Source organism: Azospirillum terrae (genome assembly GCF_053470425.1).
In genome coordinates this window covers 34,823-59,787 of sequence record NZ_JBPXMR010000009.1, presented here as the reverse complement: position 1 = coordinate 59,787, position 24,965 = coordinate 34,823, and the positions used below count along the sequence as shown (strand labels likewise).

General features: G+C 69.4%; 22 protein-coding genes. 13 read left to right on the top strand and 9 right to left on the bottom strand.

Going from position 1 to position 24,965, the window contains the following annotated elements; all coding sequences use genetic code 11:
* Window positions 1-28: 28 nt before the first annotated feature.
* The 4 genes from ACSVDD_RS21240 to ACSVDD_RS21225 all read left to right on the top strand — a co-directional run bounded on the left by ACSVDD_RS21240 (window position 29) and on the right by ACSVDD_RS21225 (window position 3,654).
* Entirely contained in the window at window positions 29-493 is a 465-nt protein-coding gene (locus ACSVDD_RS21240; protein WP_448191391.1) for a flagellar basal body-associated FliL family protein, read from the top strand.
* A 221-nt stretch (window positions 494-714) separates the two neighbouring features.
* Entirely contained in the window at window positions 715-1,179 is a 465-nt protein-coding gene (locus tag ACSVDD_RS21235) for a flagellar basal body-associated FliL family protein (protein ID WP_448191390.1), read from the top strand.
* Window positions 1,180-1,268: 89 nt separating this feature from the next.
* Window positions 1,269-2,636, top strand: coding sequence for a glutathione-disulfide reductase (gor, locus tag ACSVDD_RS21230; protein ID WP_448191389.1), 1,368 nt, complete (start codon window positions 1,269-1,271; stop codon window positions 2,634-2,636).
* Between the two features lie 124 nt (window positions 2,637-2,760).
* Complete coding sequence (locus ACSVDD_RS21225) at window positions 2,761-3,654, top strand: manganese catalase family protein (protein ID WP_448191388.1); 894 nt, start codon at window positions 2,761-2,763, stop codon at window positions 3,652-3,654.
* Between the two features lie 3 nt (window positions 3,655-3,657).
* Here the strand turns inward: ACSVDD_RS21225 and ACSVDD_RS21220 are convergent, their stop codons facing one another.
* Window positions 3,658-5,022, bottom strand: coding sequence for an AmpG family muropeptide MFS transporter (locus ACSVDD_RS21220; protein ID WP_448191387.1), 1,365 nt, complete (start codon window positions 5,020-5,022; stop codon window positions 3,658-3,660).
* 198 nt (window positions 5,023-5,220) lie between these two features.
* Here ACSVDD_RS21220 and ACSVDD_RS21215 point away from each other — a divergent pair, with 198 nt between their 5' ends.
* Both ACSVDD_RS21215 and ACSVDD_RS21210 read left to right on the top strand, forming a co-directional pair.
* Window positions 5,221-6,615: a class II 3-deoxy-7-phosphoheptulonate synthase gene (locus ACSVDD_RS21215; protein ID WP_448191386.1), complete on the top strand. Its 1,395-nt coding sequence runs from the start codon at window positions 5,221-5,223 to the stop codon at window positions 6,613-6,615.
* A gap of 158 nt (window positions 6,616-6,773) precedes the next feature.
* On the top strand, window positions 6,774-7,922 hold the full coding sequence (locus ACSVDD_RS21210; protein WP_448191385.1) for a beta/alpha barrel domain-containing protein: 1,149 nt from the start codon (window positions 6,774-6,776) through the stop codon (window positions 7,920-7,922).
* Here ACSVDD_RS21210 and ACSVDD_RS21205 read toward each other — a convergent pair.
* The 3 genes from ACSVDD_RS21205 to pabB all read right to left on the bottom strand — a co-directional run bounded on the left by ACSVDD_RS21205 (window position 7,919) and on the right by pabB (window position 11,750).
* Complete coding sequence (locus tag ACSVDD_RS21205) at window positions 7,919-9,520, bottom strand: hypothetical protein (RefSeq protein ID WP_448191384.1); 1,602 nt, start codon at window positions 9,518-9,520, stop codon at window positions 7,919-7,921. The genes ACSVDD_RS21210 and ACSVDD_RS21205 overlap by 4 nt on opposite strands.
* A gap of 92 nt (window positions 9,521-9,612) precedes the next feature.
* Window positions 9,613-10,437 carry an aminotransferase class IV gene (locus ACSVDD_RS21200; RefSeq protein ID WP_448191383.1) on the bottom strand — a complete coding sequence of 275 codons (825 nt, stop codon included), beginning with the start codon at window positions 10,435-10,437 and terminating at the stop codon, window positions 9,613-9,615.
* Window positions 10,434-11,750 carry an aminodeoxychorismate synthase component I gene (gene pabB / locus ACSVDD_RS21195; RefSeq protein WP_448191382.1) on the bottom strand — a complete coding sequence of 439 codons (1,317 nt, stop codon included), beginning with the start codon at window positions 11,748-11,750 and terminating at the stop codon, window positions 10,434-10,436. Before pabB ends, ACSVDD_RS21200 begins: the two co-directional genes overlap by 4 nt.
* Window positions 11,751-11,980: 230 nt before the next feature.
* Here pabB and ACSVDD_RS21190 point away from each other — a divergent pair, with 230 nt between their 5' ends.
* Entirely contained in the window at window positions 11,981-14,533 is a 2,553-nt protein-coding gene (locus ACSVDD_RS21190; protein WP_448191381.1) for a hypothetical protein, read from the top strand.
* 237 nt (window positions 14,534-14,770) lie between these two features.
* On the opposite strand, the gene ACSVDD_RS21185 is transcribed toward ACSVDD_RS21190, so the two are convergent.
* The gene (locus ACSVDD_RS21185) at window positions 14,771-15,499 is read right to left on the bottom strand and encodes a hypothetical protein (RefSeq protein ID WP_448191380.1); all 729 of its coding nucleotides are present in this window, start codon (window positions 15,497-15,499) and stop codon (window positions 14,771-14,773) included.
* Between the two features lie 95 nt (window positions 15,500-15,594).
* Between ACSVDD_RS21185 and ACSVDD_RS21180 the strand changes: the two genes are divergently transcribed.
* Complete coding sequence (locus ACSVDD_RS21180) at window positions 15,595-16,449, top strand: hypothetical protein (protein ID WP_448191379.1); 855 nt, start codon at window positions 15,595-15,597, stop codon at window positions 16,447-16,449.
* Window positions 16,450-16,717: 268 nt separating this feature from the next.
* Here the strand turns inward: ACSVDD_RS21180 and ACSVDD_RS21175 are convergent, their stop codons facing one another.
* From ACSVDD_RS21175 to ACSVDD_RS21165, 3 genes are read right to left on the bottom strand one after another with little or no spacing between them, the layout of a single operon-like run.
* Entirely contained in the window at window positions 16,718-17,503 is a 786-nt protein-coding gene (locus tag ACSVDD_RS21175; RefSeq protein ID WP_448191378.1) for a c-type cytochrome, read from the bottom strand.
* A gap of 47 nt (window positions 17,504-17,550) precedes the next feature.
* Complete coding sequence (locus tag ACSVDD_RS21170) at window positions 17,551-18,408, bottom strand: hypothetical protein (RefSeq protein WP_448191377.1); 858 nt, start codon at window positions 18,406-18,408, stop codon at window positions 17,551-17,553.
* Window positions 18,409-18,416: 8 nt separating this feature from the next.
* Window positions 18,417-19,208, bottom strand: coding sequence for a hypothetical protein (locus ACSVDD_RS21165; RefSeq protein ID WP_448191376.1), 792 nt, complete (start codon window positions 19,206-19,208; stop codon window positions 18,417-18,419).
* A 142-nt stretch (window positions 19,209-19,350) separates the two neighbouring features.
* Here ACSVDD_RS21165 and ACSVDD_RS21160 point away from each other — a divergent pair, with 142 nt between their 5' ends.
* The 4 genes from ACSVDD_RS21160 to ACSVDD_RS21145 all read left to right on the top strand — a co-directional run bounded on the left by ACSVDD_RS21160 (window position 19,351) and on the right by ACSVDD_RS21145 (window position 21,784).
* Window positions 19,351-20,322, top strand: a complete 972-nt coding sequence (locus ACSVDD_RS21160) for an FAD:protein FMN transferase (protein ID WP_448191375.1) — start codon at window positions 19,351-19,353, stop codon at window positions 20,320-20,322.
* A 25-nt stretch (window positions 20,323-20,347) separates the two neighbouring features.
* The gene (locus ACSVDD_RS21155; RefSeq protein ID WP_448191374.1) at window positions 20,348-21,067 is read left to right on the top strand and encodes a heme ABC transporter permease; all 720 of its coding nucleotides are present in this window, start codon (window positions 20,348-20,350) and stop codon (window positions 21,065-21,067) included.
* A 16-nt stretch (window positions 21,068-21,083) separates the two neighbouring features.
* Window positions 21,084-21,272: a heme exporter protein CcmD gene (gene ccmD, locus ACSVDD_RS21150; protein ID WP_448191373.1), complete on the top strand. Its 189-nt coding sequence runs from the start codon at window positions 21,084-21,086 to the stop codon at window positions 21,270-21,272.
* Window positions 21,273-21,373: 101 nt separating this feature from the next.
* Window positions 21,374-21,784 (top strand): bacteriohemerythrin, encoded by a 411-nt coding sequence (locus ACSVDD_RS21145; protein WP_448191372.1) that lies wholly within the window; start codon window positions 21,374-21,376, stop codon window positions 21,782-21,784.
* A 143-nt stretch (window positions 21,785-21,927) separates the two neighbouring features.
* Here ACSVDD_RS21145 and ACSVDD_RS21140 read toward each other — a convergent pair whose 3' ends face one another.
* The gene (locus tag ACSVDD_RS21140; protein WP_448191371.1) at window positions 21,928-24,069 is read right to left on the bottom strand and encodes a methyl-accepting chemotaxis protein; all 2,142 of its coding nucleotides are present in this window, start codon (window positions 24,067-24,069) and stop codon (window positions 21,928-21,930) included.
* Window positions 24,070-24,345: 276 nt separating this feature from the next.
* Here ACSVDD_RS21140 and ACSVDD_RS21135 point away from each other — a divergent pair, with 276 nt between their 5' ends.
* Window positions 24,346-24,927: a YceI family protein gene (locus ACSVDD_RS21135; RefSeq protein WP_448191370.1), complete on the top strand. Its 582-nt coding sequence runs from the start codon at window positions 24,346-24,348 to the stop codon at window positions 24,925-24,927.
* Window positions 24,928-24,965 lie beyond the last annotated feature (38 nt).

Here is a 24,965-nt window from a genome sequence, read left to right as displayed (position 1 = left end):
GGACCCCATGCGGGGCGGGCGAGGCGCTGTGCGGATCGTTTTTCGGCGAGGGAACGGTGAGGCCATCGCCCTCAGCTTCCCGGTCATCATCACGCTCCTTCTGCTCCTGCTGGCGAGCCTGGGCGGCGTCAGCGTCGTCGTGGTCAGGGCGTCGCAGCACTCCGACGAGCGCGACGTGACGGCGCGCATGGGGGCGAAGAAGAATTACGCGGTCCTGCCGGAGATGTCGGTGGCGCTGGGCGGTGGCGGTCGCACCATGGATCTGCGGGTCCGCATCGAGCTGGACCCCACGGTGGACCCCAAGGTCACCGCCCCCTACACCGCGCGCATCGCCGACCGGCTGAGCGACCGCATGCGCGAGGTCGAACCGGAACGCCTCACCGGCGCCGATGGCGCCCAGTTGATGAAGAACACCATCACCTCGGTCGTCGATCGCGAGATCCGCACGATCAAAGTGCGCGACGTGCTGCTGGAGCGCATGGTCATTCGCTGACCTCTGCGATGCTTCGGCATTTTATTCAAATCAGCTACGAAAATCGAACCAGTTCCGGTGCAAAGACAAAATGAAGTGATACGTCTTTACAAAGCAAGAATTCTTAGCATCCAACAGTATAAAATACCTTTATTTGACGGTTCCATCAGGTCTCAATAAAGTCACTGTCAACCCCGCCCGGCGATCCGCTGCGGACGAGGGATGAGAAGGGGACAGAGACCATGGCCCGGACCGCGAACCTGAGGTTGGAAGCGCCTTCTTCCGAGCGTTCGTTTCCCCGTGGTCTCCTGATCCTCGCGGTGATCATGGCCGGGCTGGCGGTTACCGGGTTCGGCGGTTTCATGCTGGTGGGCGTCAAGACGGCGCACGCCGGCAAGATGGCGGGGCCGGTCTACGCCCCCTTGCCGCCGTTGGAGTTCGCGCTGACCGACGGCCGGTTCGTCCGCCAGGTGGACCTCAACATCGTGCTGGAACTGCCGCGCGCCATGGAAAAGAAGGAGTTGGACGCGCACGTCCTGCACATCGCCAACGCGCTGAACGCCCGCATGGTCGAGGTGGAGGCCGACGAGCTGCGCGGGCCGTCCGGTACGCAGCGGGTCAAGGACGTGGTCAGCGCCGCCGCCAACCGCGAGCTGCGGCCCATGCGCGTGCAGCAGGTGCTGCTCCAGAAGCTGGTCATGCGCTGACCCCAGCGCTGTTCCTCACGTTGCCCACTCGACAGCCGCCTCGGAAACCCCCACCATCCCTGCCAAGCAAGGAAGGCAAGGAGACCGCCGTGGCGGATTTCGATTTTGACCTGTTCGTGATCGGTGCCGGATCGGGCGGCGTGGCCGCCAGCCGGCGGGCCGCAAGCTTTGGCGCGCGCGTGGCGATCTGCGAGGGCAGCCGGGTCGGCGGCACCTGCGTCATCCGCGGCTGCGTGCCCAAGAAGCTGCTGGTCTACGCCAGCCAGTTCCGCGACGCCTTCACCGATTCCTGCGGCTTTGGTTGGGACAGCCACGTGCCGGCCTTCGACTGGCCGACGCTGATCGCCAACAAGGACAAGGAGATCGACCGGCTCAACGGCGTCTACATCAAGATGCTGGAGTCCTCGGGCGTCAAACTGTTCGAGAACTTCGGCCGGCTGGTCGACCGCCACACCGTCGAGGTCGGCGGCGCGCGCTACACCGCCAAGACCATCCTGATCGCCACCGGCGGCTGGCCGTCGCTTCCCAACATCCCCGGCATCGAGCACGCCGCCACCTCGAACGAGGCGCTGCACCTGGAGTGCCTGCCGCACAAGGTGATCATCCTCGGCGGCGGCTACATCGCGGTGGAGTTCGCCAGCATCTTTCGCGGCCTGGGCGCCGAGGTGACGCTGATGATCCGCGGCGAGGAGCTGCTGAACGGCTTCGACGACGACATCCGCGTGGCGCTGGCGCAGGAGATGCGCAAGCGCGGCATCGAGATCATCGCCCGCACCAAGCCCGTCAAGGTGGAGCAGGGGCCGGGCGGCTTCACCATCACCGACCACCTGGGCCGCGAGCATTCCGCCGGTCTCGTCATGGCGGCGACCGGGCGCAAGCCGAACACCGCCGGCCTCGGCCTGGAGGAGGTCGGCGTCGCGCTGGACGAGGGCGGGGCGGTCAAGGTGGACGAGTGGTCGCGGACCAGCGTGGACAACATCTACGCCGTTGGCGACGTCACCGACCGCATGGCGCTGACCCCCATCGCCATCGCCGAGGGCCGCGCGCTGGCCGAGACGCTGTACAATGACAACCCCATGCGCATCGGCTACGACAACGTGGCGACCGGCGTCTTCTCGCTGCCGCCGCTGGGCACGGTCGGCCTGACCGAGGCCGAGGCGCGGGCGAAGCACGCCAAGGTGGACATCTACCGCACCGGCTTCCGGCCGATGAAGCACACGCTGTCGGGGCGCGACGAGCGGGTGATGATGAAGCTGGTGGTGGACGGCGAGACGCAGCGGGTGCTGGGCTGCCACATGATGGGCATGGACGCGCCGGAGATCGTCCAGGGGCTGGCCATCGCGCTGAACATGGGCGCCACCAAGGCCGACTTCGACCGCACCATCGCGCTGCACCCCTCCACCGCGGAAGAGTTCGTGCTGATGCGCGAGAAGGTGCAGGAGCCGCAAAAGCTATGAACCAACAGGGCCGGGAGGATTATTCCCCTCCCGGCCCTGTCCGAATGGTATAATTGGAACGCTTCTAAACAGGGTTCTGTTGTCGGGGAACCCCCTCACCGCACGGCGGAAGGACTTCCCCCTCATGTTCATGCACAACAAGAACCTGATGTACACGGTGCGCGTTTCCGAGCCCAACCCGAAGCTCGCCAGCCTGATGCTGGAGCAGTTCGGCGGTCCGCAGGGCGAGCTGGCGGCGGCCATGCGCTATTTTACGCAAGGCATCGCCGACGAGGATCCGGGCCGCAAGGACATGCTCATCGACATCGCCACCGAGGAGCTGAGCCACCTGGAGGTGATCGGCTCCATCGTCGCGATGCTGACCAAGGGCACCAAGGGCAAGCTGGCTGAAGGATCGGAGGCGACCGCCGACCTCTACGCCAACATCACCCAGGGCAATGGCAGTCACACGCTGTCGATCCTCTACGGCGGCGGGCCGGCGCTGACCAACTCGGCCGGGCAGCTGTGGAACGCCGGCTACATCGACTCCATCGGCGAGCCGACCGCCGATCTGCGCTCGAACATCGCCGCCGAATCGCGTGCCAAGATCATCTACGAACGCCTGATCAACGTCACCGACGACCCCGGCGTCAAGGACGCCCTGGGCTTCCTGATGACGCGCGAGGTCGCGCACCAGAAGATGTTCGAGAAGGCGCTGTACTCCATCGAGAACAACTTCCCGCCGGGCAAGCTGCCGGGCAAACCGGAGTACACCGACAAGTACTACAACATGAGCACGGGCACCGGCGACATGCGCGGCCCCTGGAACCAGGGCGACCAGTGGGAATTCGTCGAGATGCGCGCCGACCAGAAGCCGGTCAACGGCGGCGACGGCAACCCGACGGTCCGCCTCGCCGCCGAGGAGATGAAAGCCATCGAGAAGGTGGCGGCGCGCACCAAATCGCGCACCGACCTCGACCCGGTCACGGGCGCCGATCTGGGCGCCGGGCCGGGTGCCGGCAAGACCAAGAAGGTCTGAGCCTTACTCCGCGGAGCCGGCCGCCGCCGGCTCCGCCACCGGATCGGAACCTCCGGCGCGCGTTTGGTACAGCACCAGTACGATCAGTGCCGGCGCACACGCCGCCGTCGCCACTAGGAAGAAGCCGATCCAGCCCATGTGCGCGGCGAAATAGCCGCTGCTCGCTCCGAACAGGTCGCCGCCCACCTTGGTGAAGCTGGTGAGCAGCGCGTATTGCGTCGCCGTGTAGGCGACGTTGCACAGGCTGGACAGGTAGGCGACGAAGGCCGCGGTGGCGATGCCGGCGCAGACGTTCTCGATCGCCACTGTCACCGCCAGCATCACCACGTCGTGCCCGGACCACGCCAGCAGCACGTAGGCGAGGTTGGACAGCATCTGCGCCACACCGCCGGTCAGCAGCGCCCGCAGCACGCCGACCCGGCTGACGAAGACGCCGCCGATCAGCCCGCCGACGATGGTCGCCCACAGGCCGAACACCTTGGAGACGGCGGCCACCTCGCTCTTCTCAAAGCCCAACTCCTTGTAGAAGGGCTGGGACATCTGGCCGGCCATCACTTCACCCATCTTGTAGGTGGCGATGAACAGCAGGATCAGGATCCAGCCGCGCCGCGTCATGAACTGGGCGAACGGCGCCACCACCGCGCCGTACAGCCACGCCAGCAGCTCGGCCCGCCGTCCGGCGATGTGCGGGCGCGCCGCCAGCCACTCGGCGACGTGGCGCTCACGCGCCTGCGCTTCGCGCGAGGTGGGGGCGGCGGGTTCCGGGTTCAGCAGGATGGTCAGCATGCCGACCACCATCAGTCCGGCCATGACGGTGTAGGAGGTGTGCCAGCCGACGACCTCCGCCAGATAGAGCGCCCCGGCACCGGACGCCAGCATGCCGAAGCGGTATCCCAGCACCAGGGTCGCCGCCCCGGCGCCCTGCTGGTCGTCGCGCAGGCTCTCCACCCGGAAGGCGTCGATGACGATGTCCTGGCTGGCCGAGCAGAAGGCGACGACGACGGCGAGCAGCGCCGTCCACCAGGGATCGACCGCCGGGTCGGTTTCCGCCAAGCCCAGCAACGCCAGCGCCAGCGCTCCCTGCGTCACCAGTGCCCAACCGCGCCGCCGCCCGAACAGGCGGGTGACCAGCGGCAGGCGCAGCCGGTCGATGATCGGCGCCCAGACGAACTTCAGCGCGTAGGGGACGGTGACCAGCGCGAAGAGCCCGATGGCCTCCTTGCTGATGCCGCCCTCGCTGAGCCACCGCGTCAGCGTCGAGCCGGTCAGCGCCAGCGGCAGCCCCTCGGAGAATCCCAGGAACAGGATGGCGAGGATGCGCGGGTGGAGATAGACCGACGCGGCTTGTGCCCAGGACGACGCTTTCACGGGAGCGAACCCTTATGAGGTCGGACGTTTCCCGTTTATAGCCGCCGCCCGGCGACGGGGCGAGGGCGCTTTTTCGGGCCTTCGCCGTCCCCGATTCGGGAAGGGGTGGAAAAAATCCGTCCCAGGACGTATAGGGTTGACCCCCACGGCCGGTCCCCGGCCTAATGCGCGGCAGTTCTAGCGGAAAGAGTGCGTGTCATGGCGGAGCGTTGGACCCCCGACAGTTGGAAAAGCAAGCCGGCCATGCAGATGCCGGTCTATCCCAACCCGGCCAAGGTCGAGGCCGTGCTCGAACGCCTGGGTGCCTACCCGCCGCTGGTCTTCGCCGGTGAGGCGCGCCGTCTGAAGGCGTCGCTGGCCCAGGCCGTCGAGGGCAAGGCGTTCCTGCTCCAGGGCGGCGACTGCGCCGAGAGCTTCGCCGAGTTCCACCCCAACAACATCCGCGACACCTTCCGCGTGCTGTTGCAGATGGCCATCGTGCTGACCTTCGGCGCGGCCATCCCGGTGGTGAAGGTCGGCCGCATGGCCGGCCAGTTCGCCAAGCCGCGCTCGGCCGACATGGAAACGGTGGACGGCGTCGAGCTGCCCAGCTACCGCGGCGACATCATCAACGGCTTCGACTTCACCGCCGATGCCCGCATCCCCGATCCCGAGCGCATGATGCAGGCCTACACCCAGGCCGCCTCGACGCTCAACCTGCTGCGCGCCTTCGCCCAGGGCGGCTACGCCGACCTGCACAAGGTGCACCAGTGGACGCTGGGCTTCGTCGAGCGTTCGCCGGCCGGTGAGCGCATGCACGATCTGGCGCAGCGCCTGGACGAGGCGCTGGCCTTCATGGCCGCCTGCGGCATCACCGCCGACACCACCCCGCAGATCCGCGAGACCGACTTCTTCACCAGCCACGAGGCGCTGCTGCTGCCGTTCGAGCAGGCGTTGACCCGCGTCGACAGCACGTCGGGCGACTGGTACGACGTCTCCGCGCACATGCTGTGGATCGGCGACCGCACCCGCCAGTTGGACGGCGCGCACGTGGAGTTCCTGCGCGGCGTCCGGAACCCCATCGGCGTGAAGTGCGGCCCGACCACCGACCCGGACGAGTTGATCCGCCTGATCGACGTGCTGAACCCGACCAACGAGGCTGGGCGTCTGACGCTGATCGTGCGCATGGGCTCCGACAAGGTGGCGGAGAAGTTCCCGCCGCTGCTGCGCAAGGTGACGCGCGAGGGCCGCAAGGTGGTGTGGTCGTGCGATCCCATGCACGGCAACACGGTCAAGTCGTCGAACGGCTACAAGACCCGTCCGTTCGAGCGCGTGCTGACCGAGGCCAAGGCGTTCTTCGCCGTCCATCAGGCCGAAGGGACGCACGCCGGCGGCGTGCACTTCGAGCTGACCGGCCAGGACGTGACCGAGTGCACCGGCGGCGCCCAGGCGATTACCGACCACAAGCTGGCGCAGCGCTACCACACCGCCTGCGACCCGCGCCTCAACGCCAGCCAGTCGCTGGAACTGGCCTTCCTGCTGGCCGAGGAGCTGAAGCGCGGCCGTGTCGAGCGCGACGCCGAACGCCGCGCCGCGGCGGCCGCGGCGGAGTAATCTCCGGGGCATTCATCAGACAAGGCGCGCGGGTCCCTACGGCCCGCGCGCCTTTTCCTTTTGCGAAATCCCTCCTACAGTGCGGGCCAGCGATCCGCCGGAACGGCCGGGCGACACGAAGCGCCCCGACGGTTGTTCAAGACAGGGAAGGGATTTCGATGGACGAGACGATGCGGAAGGGCGTGCCCACCCATCCCTCCGCTGCGGCGGTGAGCGACTGGACCGACACCTATTTCCGGCGGACCAAGGAAGCGGCGGGCAAGTTCGGCGACAAGCGCGTCACCTACGCGGTGTTCATGCGCCGCCCGGTGGTCTGCGCGCCGCGCCTCGCCATCGAATGGCTCGAAGGCGTGTGCCGCGAGCGCGGCAGCGAGGTCGACGTCCAGCTCAACTACCCCGAGGGCAAGTGGGTGGGGGCGGGTGAGCCGATGATGTACATCACCGGCTCTTTCTACCATCTGGTCGATCTGGAAACGATCCTGCTGATGAAGCTGGGTCCGGCCTGCGTGGCGGCCTACAACGCCTTCACCATGTGCGCCGACCTGCCGGGCGTCGCCTTCCTCGCCATGGACGCGCGCCACTGCGCCGGTACGGAAATGGCGGAGATCATGGCCTACGCCGCCTCGGTCGGTTCGGCGCGGGCGCGGCGCAAGGTGGGGGCCAAGGGCTTCATCGCCAACGCCACCGACGCCACCGCGCATTATTTCGGCCAGGAAAAGGGCATGGGCACCATGCCGCATGCGCTGATCGGCTACGCCGGATCGACGCTGCGCGCTGCGGAGATGTTCAACGAGACCTTCCCCGACCTGCCGCTGACCGTGCTGGTCGACTATTTCGGCCGCGAGATCACCGACGGGCTGGAGGTGTGCCGCCGCTTTCCCAAGCTGGCGGCGGCGGGCAAGCTGTCCGTGAGGCTCGACACGCCGGGCGGCCGCTTCGTCGAGGGGCTGGACCCGCCGGGCTCCTACGCGGTGCTGGAGCGCCACGCGCCGCACGCCGTGCGCGGCTATCGCGACGAGACGCAGTTGCGCTACCTGATCGGCACCGGCGTCTCGGCGGCGGCGATCCATTACGTGCGCGAGAAGCTGGACGAGGCCGGCTTCCCGGCGGTGAGGATCGTGGCGTCGTCGGGCTTCAGCCCGGCCAAGTGCCGGGTGATGGCCGAGGCCAACGCCCCGGTCAACATGATCGGCACCGGCAGCTATTTGCCCGAGCGCTGGGCCGAGACCTACGCCACGGCCGATATCATCGAATACGACGGCGAGAAGCGCGTGAAGGTGGGCCGCGAGTTCCTGTTCCGGCGTTAAGGCTTTACCTGGTAGATCCTGAACATCCGGCCCTCGTGCGCCAGCACGAGGTGGCCGGGGACGGGGTTGTCCATGAACGGTGCGGTGTAGAGCACCACCACGGTGTCGAAGCGCGTGGTCCAGCGGCCCCAGTAGCGGTCGGCCTGGGTCCACGGCTCCAGCGTCGCGGCCAGCAGGTCGGTCGTCCGCGGCAGAGAGGCGATGATCGAGCTGTCCAGGTCGGCGTACTCGTCCCGGATCTGGAGCACCTGCTTGCCGGGGTGCACGTAGGCGGTCGAGACGTAGCTGCCGCGCGCCATCGCCAGCACCGGCATGTGGTGCAGGCCCAGCGACACCACGCGGTCGTCGGTGTACTGGGTGTGACGGAACAGCGAGCGGCGCTCCACCCCATCGGCGATGGCGACCAGCACGGTGCTGCCCGGCCGGATCAGCGTCAGGGCTTGGCGCATGTCCTTGAGGTCCGGCTCGATCCGCGCGAAGGCGGTGCCGGCGTCGACGCAGCGCAGCAGCGCCAAGGTTGCGATCACGGCCACGAAGGCGCTGCGTGCGGCGGCGCTCGGCAACTCCCAGCGGGCGAAGCCAATGGCGAGGAACAGGATGCCCACCGGCAACCGGCTGTCGGCGAAATACGACCCGAACAGCACCAGCGGCAGCGCCGCAAAGCTTGCGAGTCCCAGACCGATGACGATCCAGCCGGCGGGATGAAGGCGCAGCGCGCCGCTCCACAGCCCCCAGGCGAGGCCGAGCGCGACCGCGGCCCCGGTGACCACGCCGATCGGCATGGCATAGGCGCCGAACAGCCAGTCGAACCCCATCAGCTTGGCGCTGCCCACCCACAGAAACGCCCCGGCGAAGTCCGCGGCGGGGCTTTGCAGCAGCAGGGCAGGGCCGATCAGCAATGGCAGGCCGAACGCCGCCAGATCGGGAATCAGCCGTTGCGGCTCGGTCCAGGTGCCTGTGGCGGTTAGCCGCCACGACTCATAAGCCAGCAAGCCCAAGCCGTAGATCCCCAGCGCGAAGAGATGGGCGAAGAACAGCAGCGGCACGGCTGCCAGCGACACGGCGGCGCGCGTCAGCGGCCCGCGCCCGGACACCGCCACCCAGGCGGCCAGTGCCCACAGCGCCATCCCCAGGCCGAACAGGTAGTTGAACAGGCCCATGTAGGTGGCGACGGTGTAGAGGAACAGGAACGCCGCCAGCGGCCCCAGCTCCAGCCGCCCCCACACCGCCCGGTACAGCGCGAAGCTGCCCGACACCAGCGCCACGAACATGGCGACGACGAAGGCCTTGAACGCCGCGTCCATGCCGATCAGCGTGCCCAGCGGCGGCACCAGCACATCCATCAGCAGGTTGGGCAGGATGCCCCATTGGATGCGGTAGAACCGTGACAGGTCGGGATCGAGGTCCAGATACGCGATGGCGTGCAGCCGCATGAGATGATTGGGGTAGTCGGTCAGCGGCGGCACCTCGGGCAGCAGCACCGGCACCGCCGCCGCGATCAGCAGCATCAGCGACACCGGCGCCAGCCACGCCAGCGAGCCGGAGCGCGCCGCAGGGCGCAGGCCGATGCTGTCATCGCTCATGGGGTCCTTGAACATGGGCTGGGCTCCGCGGGCTGGACACTCCGTGCCTGGAAGCTAAGCCGCGGGCGCGTCTTCAGCCGAGGAAAAGGCGGGGTAGCCCGGTCCACCTACCCCGTAGCGCCCGCTGGATCACAGGCCTCCGCGACCGCCATCGTCCGCACTCCCGGCCGGCCGCCGCCGACCGGCGTGCCGTCCACCGCGACCACCGGGCGGACGCCCAGACTGCTGGTCAGGAAGACTTCGTCAGCGCGGGACAGCTCGTCCGGCGCGACCGGCCGCTCGACCACCGCGACCGCGTCCAGCACCGCCGCGCGCATCACGCCGGGCAGGGCGCCTTCGCTCACCGGCGGCGTCACCAATACGCCGTCCAGCACCAGGAACAGGTTGGCGGCGGACGCCTCGGCGAGGCGGCCGGCGGTGTTCAGCAGCAGCGCGTCGTCGGCACCGCGCCGGGCCGCCTCCTGGCGCGCCAGCACGCCGTCGAGATAGCTCAGCGACTTGATCCGCGCCAACGGCGAGTGTTCGTTCCGCCTGGTGTCCCGCACCACCACGACGCGGGCCGGCGGCAGGGGCGGCGGCAGCGGAGCGGCGGTGATGAGCAGGGTGGGGCTCGGCTCGACGGGCGGAAGCAGGCCACGCGGCCCCGGCCCGCGCGTCAGCGTCAGGCGCAAGGAGGCGTCCGCCAGTCCGCGGCGTTCCAGCAGCGCCGCCATCGCCGCGGCAATGCCGGCATCGTCCAGCGGCACCGGCAGGCCGAGCACCGCCGCCCCAGCGCGCAGGCGGGCGAGGTGGCGGTCCAGACGCACCGGCCGGCCCGCCGCCACGCGCAACGTTTCGAACAGGCCGTCGCCCAGCAGCAGGCCGCGGTCGGCCGGCGCGATGCGCGCCTCCGTCTCCGGCAGCAACGCGCCGTTCAGCCACAGATGAGTCATGCCCAGGCTCCTCCCAGAACGGCCAGCTGGGGCCGGATCTTGACCAGCATCTCCTCCCATTCCGCGGCCGGGTCGGAGTCGGCGACGATGCCGCCGCCGGCTTGGGCGATCACCGCGTCGGGCGTGATCGACAGGGTGCGGATGACGATGCTGCTGTCCATCGACCCGTCGAAGCCGATGCGCACCACGCTGCCGCAATAGGCGCCGCGGCGCGACTCTTCCAACTCGTCGATGATCTCCATGGCGCGCACCTTCGGGGCGCCGGTGATCGACCCGCCGGGAAAGGCGGCCCGCAGCAGATCCACCGGCCCGAGGCCGGGGCACAGCCGCGCCGTCACCTCCGACACCAGATGATGCACCGAGGCGAAGCTCTCCAGCCCGGCCAGTTCCGGCACGCGCACCGAGCCCACCTCGGACACCCGCGCCAGATCGTTGCGCATGAGATCGACGATCATCAGGTTCTCGGCGCGGTCCTTGGGGCTGGCCAGCAGTTCCTCCGCCGCGGCGCGGTCGGCGGCCGGGTCGGGGTGGCGCTGGCGGGTGCCCTTGATCGGCCGGGTCTCCACCCGCCCATCCGCCGACACACGCAGAAACCGCTCGGGCGAGGCGCTGGCGATCCGCAAGGCCGGGCCGCAGTTCAGGAACGCCGCGAAGGGCGCCGGGCTGAGCGCGCGCAGCCGCTCGTACAGCGCGTAGGCGCTCACCTCCGCCGGCCGCGGCGCCATGAAGCGCTGGGTGAAGTTGGCCTGGAAGATGTCGCCGGCGCGGATGTACTCCAACACCCGCTCGACCCGCGCCATGTACGCGGCGCGGTCCAGGTCCGGCGTCCAGGCGGCGGTTACCGAAACCGGTTCGGCCGGCAGGGGCGGTGCCGCGAGCTGCCCGGCGAGCGCCGCGGCGTCCGGGCCGGTGGTCCAGGCCCGCTGCTCATGGTGATCGAAGACGGCCACCGTCTCGTAGAACCCCACCACCATGTCGGGCAGGCCATCCGGGTTGCCGTGACGCGCCGGCAGCCGCTCCAGCCCGCGCGCCAGCTCATAGCCGAGGAACCCCACCGCGCACCCGCTGCCGCCACGGCGCGCGGCCAGTTCGCGTTCCAGCACGGCGAAGGGCGCGCCCTCCACCGCGGCGCCGTCCACCCGCACCCGCCCGTCCACGGCTTCGATCACCCGCACCGGGTCGATGGCGATGGTGGAGAAACGCCCGCGCCCGCCCGCGTCCGCGGCGCTGTCCAGCAGCATGGCGTGGGGGCGTCCGGCGAAGCGGCGGAAGGCGGATACCGGGTCGAGGAAGGGAAACGGGACAGGGTCCATCACGGCACCAACGCAGTGGCGGAGAGGGGCGCTTCCCTGTGCCCGGTTTGCCGCGCCGCTGTAAAGCATGATCTCCGATCCGGGAACGGCAGCGCAGCATGGTTTCCACAATGCGGGAACATCGTGTTGGAAAACGGCGCACGGCAGGGGTGTATTAGCGGACCAAGTTTTGCATAATCGAAGGCGTCGAAGCCGCGCCCGGCGCTGGCGGCGGTATTGGTGGGACGGCGATGCTGAACAGATCGAACGCGCTGATGCAATTCCCGAACACCCGGCCGATGGCGCGGGCGCGCCGCGGGGTCCTCGCCTTGGCTGTGGCGCTGCTTGCCGCCGCCGGAGCGGTGCTCCCATCGGACGTCCAGGCGCAGACGACGCAGTCGAACATCCGCCAGACCAAGCACAATCTGTCGAAGAACGCGCCCGCCGCGAACACGGTGAAGTCCACCGATGTGGATCAGGTCTGCGTGTTCTGCCACACGCCGCACGCCGCCACCCAGGACAACACGAAAAGCCCGGTGGGGCCGCTGTGGAACCGCAAACTGTCCACCGCGACTTACACCACCTATGCGTCGAAGTCGCTGGACTCGCTGCCGTCCGGGGCTGTCGGCCTCGACCAGCCGGGCGGGTCGAGCAAGCTCTGCCTGTCCTGCCACGATGGGACGGTCGCCATCAGCAAGATCGGCGTGCTGAACGGCAAAACCAATCCCACCGTCACCATGACCGGCACCGCCCCCGACGACGGCATTCCGACCGGTGAAGGCGCCACCACCGGCTTCACCCGCCGCCTCGGCATCGATCTGAGCAACGACCACCCGATCTCGTTCACCTACGACGACGCGCTGGCCGCCAAGGACGGCGAATTGCGCAAGCCCACGCTGTCCGGCGGCACACCGCGCCTCATCGACAGCCGGGCCATCGGCTACCGGCCGACGCTGCCGCTGGAAAACGGGCAGATGCAGTGCACGACCTGCCATGACCCGCACCTGTACGACCCGGCCGATGCCAACCGGAAGTTCCTGCGCCTCAACCGGCTGCAAAAGAACAACGGCCCGACGACGACGTTCAACGCGGCGAACGACCTGATCTGTCTGGCCTGCCACACCAAGGACGGCTACGCCCAGTCGGCGCACGCCGACTCCACGGTGGCCAACGAGACCTACACCAACACCGCCGCGACCGACCGCGGGTTCCCGGTGGGCACCCAGGTCTGGCAGGCGAGCTGCCTGAACTGCCACGACCCGCACACCGTGCAGGGCTCGCGCCGGCTGCTGCGCGAGGGCACCGACGGGCCGGACGACGGCAGCGGCCACCACACCGGCGGCAGCTCGGCGACCGAGGAGGTCTGCTACGCCTGCCATTCCAAGGCCGGCAACTTCGCCAAGACGGTGCTGACCAGTCAGGGCACCGCCAATTTCGAGGTGCCGGACGTCAAGACCGACTTCACCCAGCCCTCGCCCGGCTCGCACATGCCCATCACCATCGCGGGCGCCGAGGAGCACGACATCATCAACAAGGACGGCGTCGAGGCGCAGGCCACCCTCGCCAACCGGCACGTCGAGTGCCCGGACTGCCACAACCCGCACCGCGTGCTGAAGAACAAGGTCTTCGACGGCTCCGGCGCCACCACGGCCGGCACGCACGTGCACGACGACACCGGCGCCACGGCGCACAGCAACACCATCTCGGGCGTGCTGCGCGGCACCTGGGGGGTCGAACCGACGTACGCGTCGGTGCTGACCAGCGCCTTCGGCACCAACCCGACGGGCTTCACCGTCAAGCGCGGCGATCCGGGGGTCAGCACCGCCACCGACGTCGACCAGACTTACGTGACCAAAGAGTACCAGATCTGCCTGAAGTGCCACTCCAACTACGCCTACGGCATCAGCCCGCCGACGCTGGGCACCTTGTCCGGCACCACGTCGAAGTATTTCACGCCGAGCGAGACCACCACCTGGACCGGCTCGCTGCTCTACACCAACCAGGCGATGGAGTTCCAGGCGCCGACCAACGACACCGGCGAGCAGACGGGGACCGGCGGGGTAAACAACAATCACCGCTCCTGGCACCCGGTCATGGCCCCCACCGGGCGTGACCCCGGAACCCGCGGCAACACCGGCATGAACGTCAACTGGCTGGGCCCGTTCAGCAAGGCGGTCGGCACCCAGACCATGTACTGCTCGGATTGCCACGGCAGCAACGTGCCGACCGCCGGCACGGTGACGCCGGACGGCAATTCGGCCAGCAACGAGAACGGCAACCCCTGGGGGCCGCACGGCTCCAGCAACAAGTTCATCCTGAAGGCGCCGTGGAGCGAGAACACCGGCAACCCGAGCAACTCCAACGATCTGTGCCTGCATTGCCATGACTCCGTCGCCTACGCCACCGCCGGCGGCAAGACCACGCGCAAGAGCGGCTTCTGGGACGCCGGCGGCAGCAATCAGAACCTGCACGGCCACCATGTCGACCGCATCGCCAACGTCAACAGCGGCAATACGTCCAAATACAAGTGCTCGCTGTGCCACATCGCGGTGCCGCACGGCTGGAAGAACAAGGCGTTCCTCGCCAACCTGAACGACGTCGGGCAGGAGGTCGGCCTGACCAACGGAACGGTCATCGCACTGGCCAACGGTGGCCGCTACTACCGGGCGCCCTACTACATGGGCTCCGTTCTGCGGGTGAAGACCTGGGCGAAGGCCGGCCAATGGACCGACGCCAACTGCGGGCCGTTGAGCGGGACCGCCGGCAAGGACTGGATGAAGGTCGCCTGCGCCGGCTTGCCCTGACCCGGTGAACCGGCGCCCCTTCCGGGCGGCTTGCCCATTTCCGGGAACGTTTCCGGCGCGGTTCCCATGATCGGCAACCGCCTTGCCCGCCGCCGCACGCGGGCGATGGGTTTTTCCAGCGGCCCCGGCTGGCCTGCGAATTGCTGTCTGGGCTGACGCCGTTCGAACGCAGCGCCTAGCCATCGGAATCCCGCCTCATGCACAACTGTCGTCTCGGGCATGATGCCGCCTGACCGTTCACGGCCGGAACGCCGTTGCCGGCAGGGCGGGGTTCACCTCCACCGCTTCAAGGGTGGTAGTGCCGGTGTTCATGCCCATGGCGTAGTGCTGCTCGCGGAAGGGGACCAGCACGCCGTCCACCGTGCGGAAACCGTCGTACAGCGTGGCGAACTCCATCTGCTGCCCGCCCATGGCGAGAATCCCGCGCGAGCGCAGGATGCGTCCGCTGTCCGGCTCCATGTCGGCGACCAGCATCATGCCCTCGTCCAGCGGCACCGCCAGCGCGCGCAGCGCGTGGCCCTGCTGGTCGGTCACCGGCCCCAGGTCGCGCACTCGGGCGCGGTTCTCCAGCAACAGCAGCGGCAGGTTGAAGCGCACCGCTTGCAGGATGATGGACTGGCGCAGCGGCTTGGGCGCCTCGGCACCGTCCTTCCAGGCGCGCGGGCCGTCCAGAACGCGCACCTCCGCCGGCTGGCCCGGCGCCTCGATGCGGATGCGGAAGCGGTCCGGCCGCTGGAAGACTCGCTCCACCGGCCCTTCGGCGCCGGTGCGCAGCGACACCAGCCGGCCGCGCTGGAGCATGCCGGTGACGCCCTTCAGCGCCGCCTCACCGCCGTAGGCATCGACGCTCCGGTGGATCAGCGCGTCGATGTCGGCTGGCGGAGCCACGGCATCGGCGGCGCCGGCTGCGGCGGGCGGCAGCACGAACAGGATCAGGACGGCGCACAGCCGGCTCAGCGGCGTCATGACGGATCTCCTTACGGCCACGCCAGCGATATGGCGCAAGGCCGCGGCGGGACGATGCCCCATGGGAAAGTTTGGCACATGGAATGGAGGGTATGATGGATCGTTCGACCCGCCCGGCGCGCACCGCGCGGGCCAAGGCCGGGAGCGCTACGGCCGTGGCGCTGGCGATGCTGGCGTTCGGGGCGCAGGCCGACGCGGCCGGAGGGGACATGCTGTCGCAGAAGATCCGCTTCGTCGACATGCTGATCGAGCGCGCCCGCGCCGTCGGCGGCACCTCGCTGGACGAGGCGCTGCGCCTGCGCGGCAAGGCCGAGGAGGCGATTAAGGCCGGCCAGAACCCCGAGGCCGACCAACTGCTGTCCGCGGCGCTGCGCCAGTTGGCTTCACAGAACCTGTCCGCCGGGCCGGCCGGCGCCGTCGCTCAAGCCGAGAACCGCCGCCGCTATGGCGAACTGACCGAAGGCATCGGCGTCTTCCGCGAGGCGTTGGGAGAGGCGGTGCGGCTGAAGGGCTCGGCGCTCACCAGCGTGGTCGACATGCCGAAGGTGGAGGCCCTGGTGGCGCAGGCGCGCCAGCTCTCCGAGGACGGCAAGCACCGCGAGGCGCTGGTGCCGCTGCTGGAGGCGCACGGCAAGCTGGAAGCCGCGGTGGTCCGCCTGCGCTCCCACGACACGGTGACCTACAGCCGCGTGTTCCGCACGCCGGAGGACGAACTGCGCTTCGAGACCGCGCGCCTCGACGGCAACCGCCAGCTCATCACCCGCGCGCTGGACGCCGAGCGTCCGGCGCCGCAGCGCAGCCGCCTGCTCTCCGCCCAGGCCGAGGCCGCCAAGATGGCCGAGGCGGCGCAGGCTCAGGCCAAGGCCGGGAACGTCAAGGCCGCGATCCGCAGCGTGGAGCAGGCGAACAACCGCATCCTGGACGCCGTCATGGAACTCAGTCGGGAGTGAAGGGGTCCAGCCCCGGCCCGGCTCCATCGGGACACCGATGATGGAACCGGGCCGGACGGCAACCCGCCGGCCCATGGACCGGGGCTGGATCGCTGGCCCTCCACATTTCCTCCGGAGCCTTATTCTTGACCGAACGGCTCGTCTTGGTTGACCAGACATTAACGGCCACGGCCGTCCCCCGCCATGACCCAGAGGTCTGGTGCGCACGGCGGGGTGGTGCATCCTAGGAAGGAGAACCCCTGCGGTTCGGCCTGGGTGACGGTGGCCCTTACTTCACGTCGAGCGTCTGGGCGTAGGCGCCGAGGTTGGCGAGCGTGTCCGGCTCCATCCAGATGTTGGCGGGCATCGCCTCGCCGGGGCGGCCGTTGCGGATCTTGTGCAGCAGGCGCCAGGGGTCCTCGACGGCGATGGTGCCGACATAGGACGGCGCGCTGCTGCTGCCGAAGTTCTGCGCCTTGCCGTCGTAGCCGTGGCAGGTGGCGCAGAGGTTCTGGAACATCGCCTTGCCGCGCGCCGGGTCGCCCTTGAACTTCGCGGTGCCCGGCTCGATGAAGCGCGCGGTGTCCAGCTGCCCCTTGGAGATGAACAGGCCCAGGCGGCGGGCCGCGGCGTCGGGCATCATCTCCGGCGTGTAGCGGTGCGTCGGGTTGCGCAGGATCGCCACCACCGCCTCCGGGTCGGCGCCGGCCATGCCGGAAATGCCCTTGATGCCGGTGGTGTGCGCGCCGCTGCGGTAGGCGCCGTCGACGCCTTTGTAGTCCCAGCCGTGACACTCGACGCAGCGCCACGTGTCGGCGCCCTTGGCAGCACCGGTCCGGGGGTAGGACAGGTGCGTGCGCGCCGGCAGGTTCTGGTCGAGGATCTCCGCCCACTGGTCGTAGAGCCGGCCACCGTAGGCGATGGTCCACTCCTCGCTGGGGTCGGCGGGCGTGCCCTTGATCCAGGGGTCCTGGTAGGGCGCGCGCTCCTGGTGGACGTGCTCCTGCGCGGACGCGCCGGGGGCCGCCAGGGTGGCGGCGAGCAGGCCGGCGGCGAGGATGGCGGGGGCTTTCATGGTGTGGCCTTCCGTGATGGACGGATGAACGGGGGAGGGAGGGGCGGTCAGCCGGTGTAGGCGCCCTGCGTCTCGGCGCCGAACCACGCGGCGGCGACCGCCAGCGCAAACGGCACCAGACAGAGCGCCCCCAGCAGCACCGGGCGCAGCGCCGCGCGCACGGGCATGCGCTCGGCCAGGGAATCGGCGAAGACGATGGGCAGCAGCAGCGCCACCGCCAGCGGCGGCGTCTTGGTGTAGAGCACGAGCTGTCCGGCCAGCACCGGCACCAGCCCGCCCAGGCCGAGCAGCAGCGCCGCCCCGACCGCTTGGCGCTGATGCGGCCAGTTGATCAGCAGGAAGCCGCCGGTCGCCGTGGCGACCGCCAGAGCCAGTTGCAGGATCGACGCCGAACCGCCGAGCAGCGCCACCACGCCGGTGCCCACCGCGGCGGCGACGATGGTGACCGGGACGGTCAACCCGTTTCCCACCCCGCCATCCTCCAGCCGGCGCTCCAGGCGCAGCATGACGACGATGGTGCCGAGCACCGCGCCGGCCAGCCCGAGCCAGACCTCGGCGGACCAGCCGCGCAGCAGCAGCGGCAGCGTCAGCCAGACCAGCGCCGCCACCGGTGCCGCCGCCACGGCGGCCAGCCGGACCGCCCGCCGCGCCGCCGTGGCGTCCAGCGCGATGCCCAGCGCCAGGAAGCCCACCGCCACGTACAGCAGTTTTTGTTGCGCCGACACCGGCGGCAGCGGCGGCAGGCCGAGCGTCAGGACGTGCGAGACAAGGTACGCCACGCCGACCGCCGCGCCGGTCGCCCAGCGGGCGCCGCCGAGGCGCGCCAGCAGGCACAGCGCGACGCTGAGCGCCAGGGGCAGCAGGCCGCTCTGTACGGCGGGGTTGATGAGGATCTCGTCCAGCATGGCCATCCTCAGGGGAAAAGCTCTCGGGGTGGGAACTCGCCGTGCCACGCGCAGTAGCCGCGGTCAAGACGCGTTTCGTAGGTCCAGCCATCCCGCCCGTGTTTGTACAGGGCGAAGATTTCGCGGAAGCCGTCCTCGCTGATGTCCTCGGGCGTGCAGGACAGCTGAAGAATCTCGGCGCCGGACGGGCCGGGCAGGATCTGCCAGTCGGTGCGGATGGTACGCTGCAATTCGATGGGGCGCACCTCCTCGGTCAGCGTGTCGGTGGCGCGCAGCGGCTGGATGCGGCCATCGGCGACGGCCAGCGCCAACCCCTGCGTGCCGTTGAACGCGCCGAAGCCGCCCTGCTGCACCAGCACCAGGAACTCCTCCGGCCAGGCCGAGGACAGCGCCACCGGCTGCACGTCGGCGAAGGGGGAGGTGAGCGGGAACTCGGCCAGCGTGTCGCCCTGCCGGTCCACCAGCCGGAGCTGCGCCGGGATCAGCCATTGGCCCATCACCGATTGCTCGATGGCCGGGTTGCCGGTGGTGCCGAACCAGTACATCTGCGCATAGTCGCGCCGCACCCGGCCGGGGATGCGGTCGTCCAGCTGCAACTCCAGCGCCCCGTCGATGCCGTGCACCTTTTGCTCCAGCGGGAAATGCCCGGTCACCACATAGCCGTGCGGCGCCAGGAAATGCCACGCCTCCTGCGCCCGCGCGCCGGGCGGCACCAGCATAGGCGCACCCAGCAGCAGCGCGGCCAGCATGAGGGCGCGGCCGGTGCGGCGCGGGGCGATCTCAGGCTCGGCCGATGACATCGGGGGTCTCTGCGGGAAAACGGTGGGAAGGCGGGCTGCCGTGGGGTAGCAACGCCCATGCCAGCCCTGCGCCGGGGGTGGCGCGCCATGTGCATCGCATGCACGGGATATCGACCGAGACCCGGCCCCAGAGACAAAGACCATGAGCCTCACCCGCCGCCGCTTCCTGACCATCGCCGCCGCCGCCAGCCTGACCGGCCTGGCACCGGCCGCGCGTGCGGAGGAGGCGGTGCGCTGGTCCGGCGCGGCGCTGGGCACCACGGCCAGCCTGACGCTCCAGGGCGCCGGCCGCGAGGCGGCGGCGCGCGCCGTTGGCCTCTGTCTGGTCGAGCTGGCGCGGCTGGAGCGGATCTTCAGCCTGTTCCAACCGCAATCCGCGTTGTCGCGCCTCAACCGCGACGGCCGCCTGGACACCCCGCCGGCCGAGCTGGTCGAGGTGCTGGAGCAGGCGCGGCGCTTCCACGCGCTGTCGTCGGGGGCCTTCGATCCCACCGTGCAGCCGCTGTGGACGCTGCACGCCGACCATTTCGCCATCCCCGGCGCCAATCCCGCCGGACCGGACGAAACCGCGGTCGCCGCGGCGCGCGCATCCGTGGGAATGGACGGGGTGGTGTTCTCCGCGCGGGGAATTTCTTTCTCGAAACCGGGAATGGCGGTGACGCTGAACGGCATCGCCCAGGGCTTCATCACCGACCGCATCGCCGCATTGCTGCGCGACCAGGGTTTCCGCCACGTGCTGGTGGACATGGGCGAGCTGCGCGCGCTGGGCGCGCGCGCCGATGGCGTCCCCTGGCGCGTCGCTGTCGAAGGGCCGGGCGAGGCGCTCGACCTCGACCTCGCCGACCGTGCGGTCGCCACGTCGAGCGGGCAGGGCACGCCCTTCGAGCCGTCCGGCCGCATCCACCACATCTTCGACCCCGCCACCGGGCACAGCAGCCGGCAGGCGCGCCGCGTCACCGTCGTCGCGCGCGACGCCACCACGGCCGATGCGCTGTCCACGGCGCTGTGCGTGCTGCCGGCCGAGCGGGCGCGCGCCTGCTTCGAGGCGTCCGGCGCGCTCGCCGCCCACATCGTTCCGGCCGCCGGGCCGATGATCCGTTTCACCGCGGCCTGAGTCGGTTTCAGGGAGACCCGTTGCCATGCATCGTTTCGCCAACCCCGCCCGTTTTCTGCGCATCGCCGCCGTGCTGCTGCCGTGGAGCGCCGGGCTGACCGTCATCCTGCTGGTGCTGGGCTTGTACCTCAGCCTGTTCGGCTCGCCGCCCGACTACCAGCAGGGCGAGACGGTGCGCATCATGTACATCCACGTGCCGGCCGCCTGGATGAGCCTGTTCGTCTACACCAACATGGCCGTCGCCGCCGCGGTGGGCTTGGTGTGGAAGCACCCGCTGGCCGACCTGTTCGCCAAGGCCGCCGCCCCCATCGGCGCCGGCTTCACCTTCGTGTGCCTGTTCACCGGGAGCCTGTGGGGCGCGCCGATGTGGGGCACCTGGTGGGTGTGGGACGCGCGGCTGACCAGCGTGCTGATCCTGTTCTTCCTGTACATCGGCTACATGGCGCTGGTGAACGCCTTCGATGACCCGGAGCGCGGGGTGAAGGCCGGCAACGTGCTGCTGCTGGTCGGCATCGTCAACGTGCCGATCATCAAGTTCTCGGTCGACTGGTGGAACACGCTGCACCAGCCGGCCAGCGTCATCAAGATGGGCGGCCCGGCCATCGCCGGCTCCATGCTGTGGCCGCTGCTGGTCATGGCGGTGGCCTTCACGTCCTACTTCGTTACCGTCGTGCTGCTGCGCGTGCGGGGCGAGATCATCGCCCGCAAGGTGCAGACGCTCCGCTTCAGCGAGGCTCGGGGGTAAAACCGGGGGTAAGATCATGGCTGAGTTCTTCGCGATGGGCGGCTACGCCGCCTATGTCTGGCCGGCCTACGCGGCGGCGATCCTGGTGATGCTCGGGCTGCTGGTCGCCACGCTGCGCGGTCTGCGCGCCCGCGAGGCGACGCTGAAGGCGCTGGAGGGCAGCCGCCCGGCGCGCCGGCGCACCCGAGGCACGGCCGCGGCATAACGTACAAGACCTGAATCGGACGCCAATCGGCAGGGGAGTGAAGGGTGCGGCACGCTCCGCGCCCCGTTTCCCGTTTTGCCGCATCGGGAAAGGGAACGACCATGGAATCGCGCATTCCGCAACTCGAATGGAGCGCCGCCTACGCCATCGGCCACCATGAGATCGACGAGCAGCACCAGCAGCTCTTCGAACTCTACAATCAGGCGCTCCGTGCCTTGCGGGAGCACCCCGAGGATCTGACGCCGGGGGCGGTGCTCCAGGCGTTGCTGGACTACACCGGCTACCACTTCACCACCGAGCAGGCGGTGATGGCCGCCAGCCACTACCCCGGCCGCCACGAGCACGGGCGCGAGCATCAGGCGCTGTTGGCGACGGTTTCCGCCTTGGTGGCGCGGGTGGAGGCGGACCCCAACCTGCTGTCCGACGTGGTCGGCCTGCTGCGCGTCTGGATCCAGGGCCACGTGATGCACACGGACCGTGAACTGGGCGAGTTCTTGAAGGGGCAGCAGTAAACCCCTCTCCCGCCCCGGGAGAGGGAGGGGCCCGCTCGGCACGAGCGGGAGGGTGAGGGTAAATCCAAGGATCCTTGCCTTTACCCTCACCCGGCCGCTTTCAGCGGCCACCCTCTCCCGGGACGGGAGAGGGTTGAAAAAACTTAGCCCCGCACCGTGCGCAGGAAGCGTTCCACCTCGTTGCGCAATAGGCCGGACTGCTCGGTCACCCCGTGTGATGCCGACAGCACGTTCTCCGCGGCACTCCCCGCGTCGTTCGCCACGGTGCTGACCTTGGCGATGTTGGCGGACACCTCCACCGTACTCGCCACCGCCATCTGGGTGCTGCGGGCGATCTCCAGCGTTGCGGTGTGCTGCTGGACGACCGCCGCGGCGATGTCGGCCGCCACCTCGTCGATGCGGCCGATGATGGCGCCGATGTCGGTCATCGCCGCCGTGGCGTCGCCCGTCGCCGTCTGCACCGAGGCTATCAGGTGGCGGATCTCGTCCGCCGCCTTTGCCGTCTGCATGGCAAGCTGCTTGACCTCGGTCGCCACCACCGCGAAGCCCTTGCCGGCCTCGCCGGCCGAGGCCGCCTCGATGGTGGCGTTCAGCGCCAGGATGTTGGTCTGCCCGGCGATCCGGTGGATCAGGCTGACCGCCTCGCCGATCTTCTGCGCCGCGAGGTTCAGCGACTGCACGTTCGCTTGGCTGCCATTGGCGCGGTCCACCGCGGCGTGGGTGATGCTGCTGGACTGCGAGACCTTGGCGTTGATCTGCTCGATGGAGGCGGCGAGGCTCTCGGCGGCCGACGCCGCGCTCTGCACGCTGCGCGTCGCCTCCTCGGCCGCCCCGGCGACCACGCACGACAGGCGGCTGGTCTGGTCGGCGGTCTGCGCCATGGACTGCGCGGTGTACTCCAGCTCCGTCGAGGAGGCGGCCACCGTCTGCACCACCTGATTGACGCTCGCCTCGAAGCTGTCGGCGAGCTGCTGCATCATCTGCCGCTTCTCGATCTCGGCGCGGGCGTCGCGTTCCTTCTGCTGCTGTTCCAGGCGGCGCATGGCGATGGTGTTCTCCTTGAACACCTCCACCGCGCGGGCCATGTCGCCGACCTCGTCGCCCATGGCGGTGCCGGGGACGTCCACCTCCAGCTCGCCGTGCGTCAGGCGGTCCATGGCGGTGGTCAGGCGCTGGATCGGCCGGCTCATCAGCGTGCCGACTCCCAGCCCGGCCAGCAGCGTCAGCACCGCGGCACCGGCGCCCATCAGCAGCATTTCCTTTTCCAGCTGGTTGATGGTGGCGAACAGCTCGCGCTCGGGCAGCAGCACCAGCGCCGACCAGCTCAGGCCGGGGAAGTCGCCGGCCCCGGCGCTGTGCGTGTAGCCCACAGCCTGCTCGGTGCCCTTGGCGTAGTGGCGGGCCAGCACGGCGCCGCTCTGGCCCTTGATGGCCGCCGCCGCGGCCACGGAGCCGCTGTCGATCCACGGCGTCTTGCCCAGCGCCGCCGGGTCGCGGCGCACCACACCTTTGGCGCGCTCCACCGGGTCCAGCTCGGCCAGCGTGCGGCCCTTCTGGTCGAGCAGCACGATCCCGGTCCCCGGCATGCCGCCGGCCGACAGGTGCTGATAGGCGGTGGCGACGATGTCGTCCACCACGCCGAAGTCGGCGAAGTTCACCCAGACGGCGATGGGCTTGCCGTCCTTGTCGCGCACCGGGGCGGCGAACACCAGGCTGTAGCCGTCCGAACCGCCGAGCCTGGCGACCTCCGGCACGAACTGCGGCGGCTCGACCACGGTGCCGGTCAGGCCGTTGCGGCCCTCCAGGAACTGGCCGGCGACCGCCTTCTTCAGCCACTCGGCGTCCTTGAACTGGTGGTCGTAGAGCCACAGCGTGTCCAGCGGCTTGCCGGCGCCGTCGACGTTCGGCACCGCCAGCACCTTGCCCTGCGGATCGACCAGCGCCATCAGCTTGTAGACGCCGTAGACGCGCATGTAGGCGTTCATGGCGTCGGTCAGCGGGTTGGGGTAGTCGGGCGTGCTCCAGTACGCCTTGACCTGCGTCGCGCGGTTGAGCGCGAACGCCTGTACGTCGGCATAGCGCTGCAACAGGTTGCGGTCGATGGTCTCGGTGATCTGAACGGCGGCATCGCCCGCGCGCTGGAGCCCCATGTCGCGGAACTCGCCCTCGCTGCCGACGACGCTGATGAAACCGCCCACCGCCGGCATCGCCGCGAAGACCAGAAGCCACCCCGTCAGCTTGACGCGGATGCCCCCGAGCAGCTTGCGCAAAACTCCGGTGCGCATGGCCATACCCTCCAAAACGAACAGTCTCGGGTATGGTTGCAAGAACCGGGGCAGTTCAGGGCCGTTGGCGCAAATTGCCGAAAATGCCGGGAAATCGCGGATGTGGCCGAGGGCGCGGGGCGGCGGCCGTCCCGTTCCCGGGAATGACCGGCGCCGCTTCCCGGCTTCGGGAAGGACGCGGGTCCCGCGTCACGGAAATGCCGGGCTTCCGGGTGTGGCCTGCCGCTTGCAGAGCGGTGGTCAGTACCCCCGTCCCCTGTCCGCGAGAGCACCGCCATGAAGACCTTCGCTTCCGCCCTGATCCTCGCCGGCCTCTTCGCCGGTGCCGCCACCCCCGCTCTGGCGCTCGACACCTACAAGATGGACCCGGCGCACGTCAGCGTCGTCTTCAAGGTCAATCACCTCGGCTACTCGAACATCTGGGGCCGCTTCAACACCGTCTCGGGCGCCTTCGCGCTGGACCAGGACGCGCCGGCCAACAGCAAGGTCGAAGTCGTCATTAAGACCGAGAGCGTCGACACCAACCACCAGAAGCGCGACGACCACCTGCGCTCGCCCGACTACCTGAACGCGGTCGAGTTCCCGGAGATGAAGTTCGTCAGCACCAAGGTCGAGAAGACCGGCGACAAGGCCGCCAAGGTGCACGGCAACCTGACCATGCTGGGCGTCACCAAGCCGGTGGTGCTGGACGCGGTTCTGAACAACGCCGGTGCCCACCCGTTCCGCAAGGAAGTGCAGATGGCCGGCCTGTCGGCGTCCACCAAGATCAAGCGTTCGGATTTCGGCCTGACCTATTCGGTCCCGGCCATCGGCGACGACCTCGAGCTGTTCCTCGAGATCGAAGGCGTCAAGCAGTAAGACGCCTGTTCTTCCAGTTCCCCTCCAAGTAGACCGAC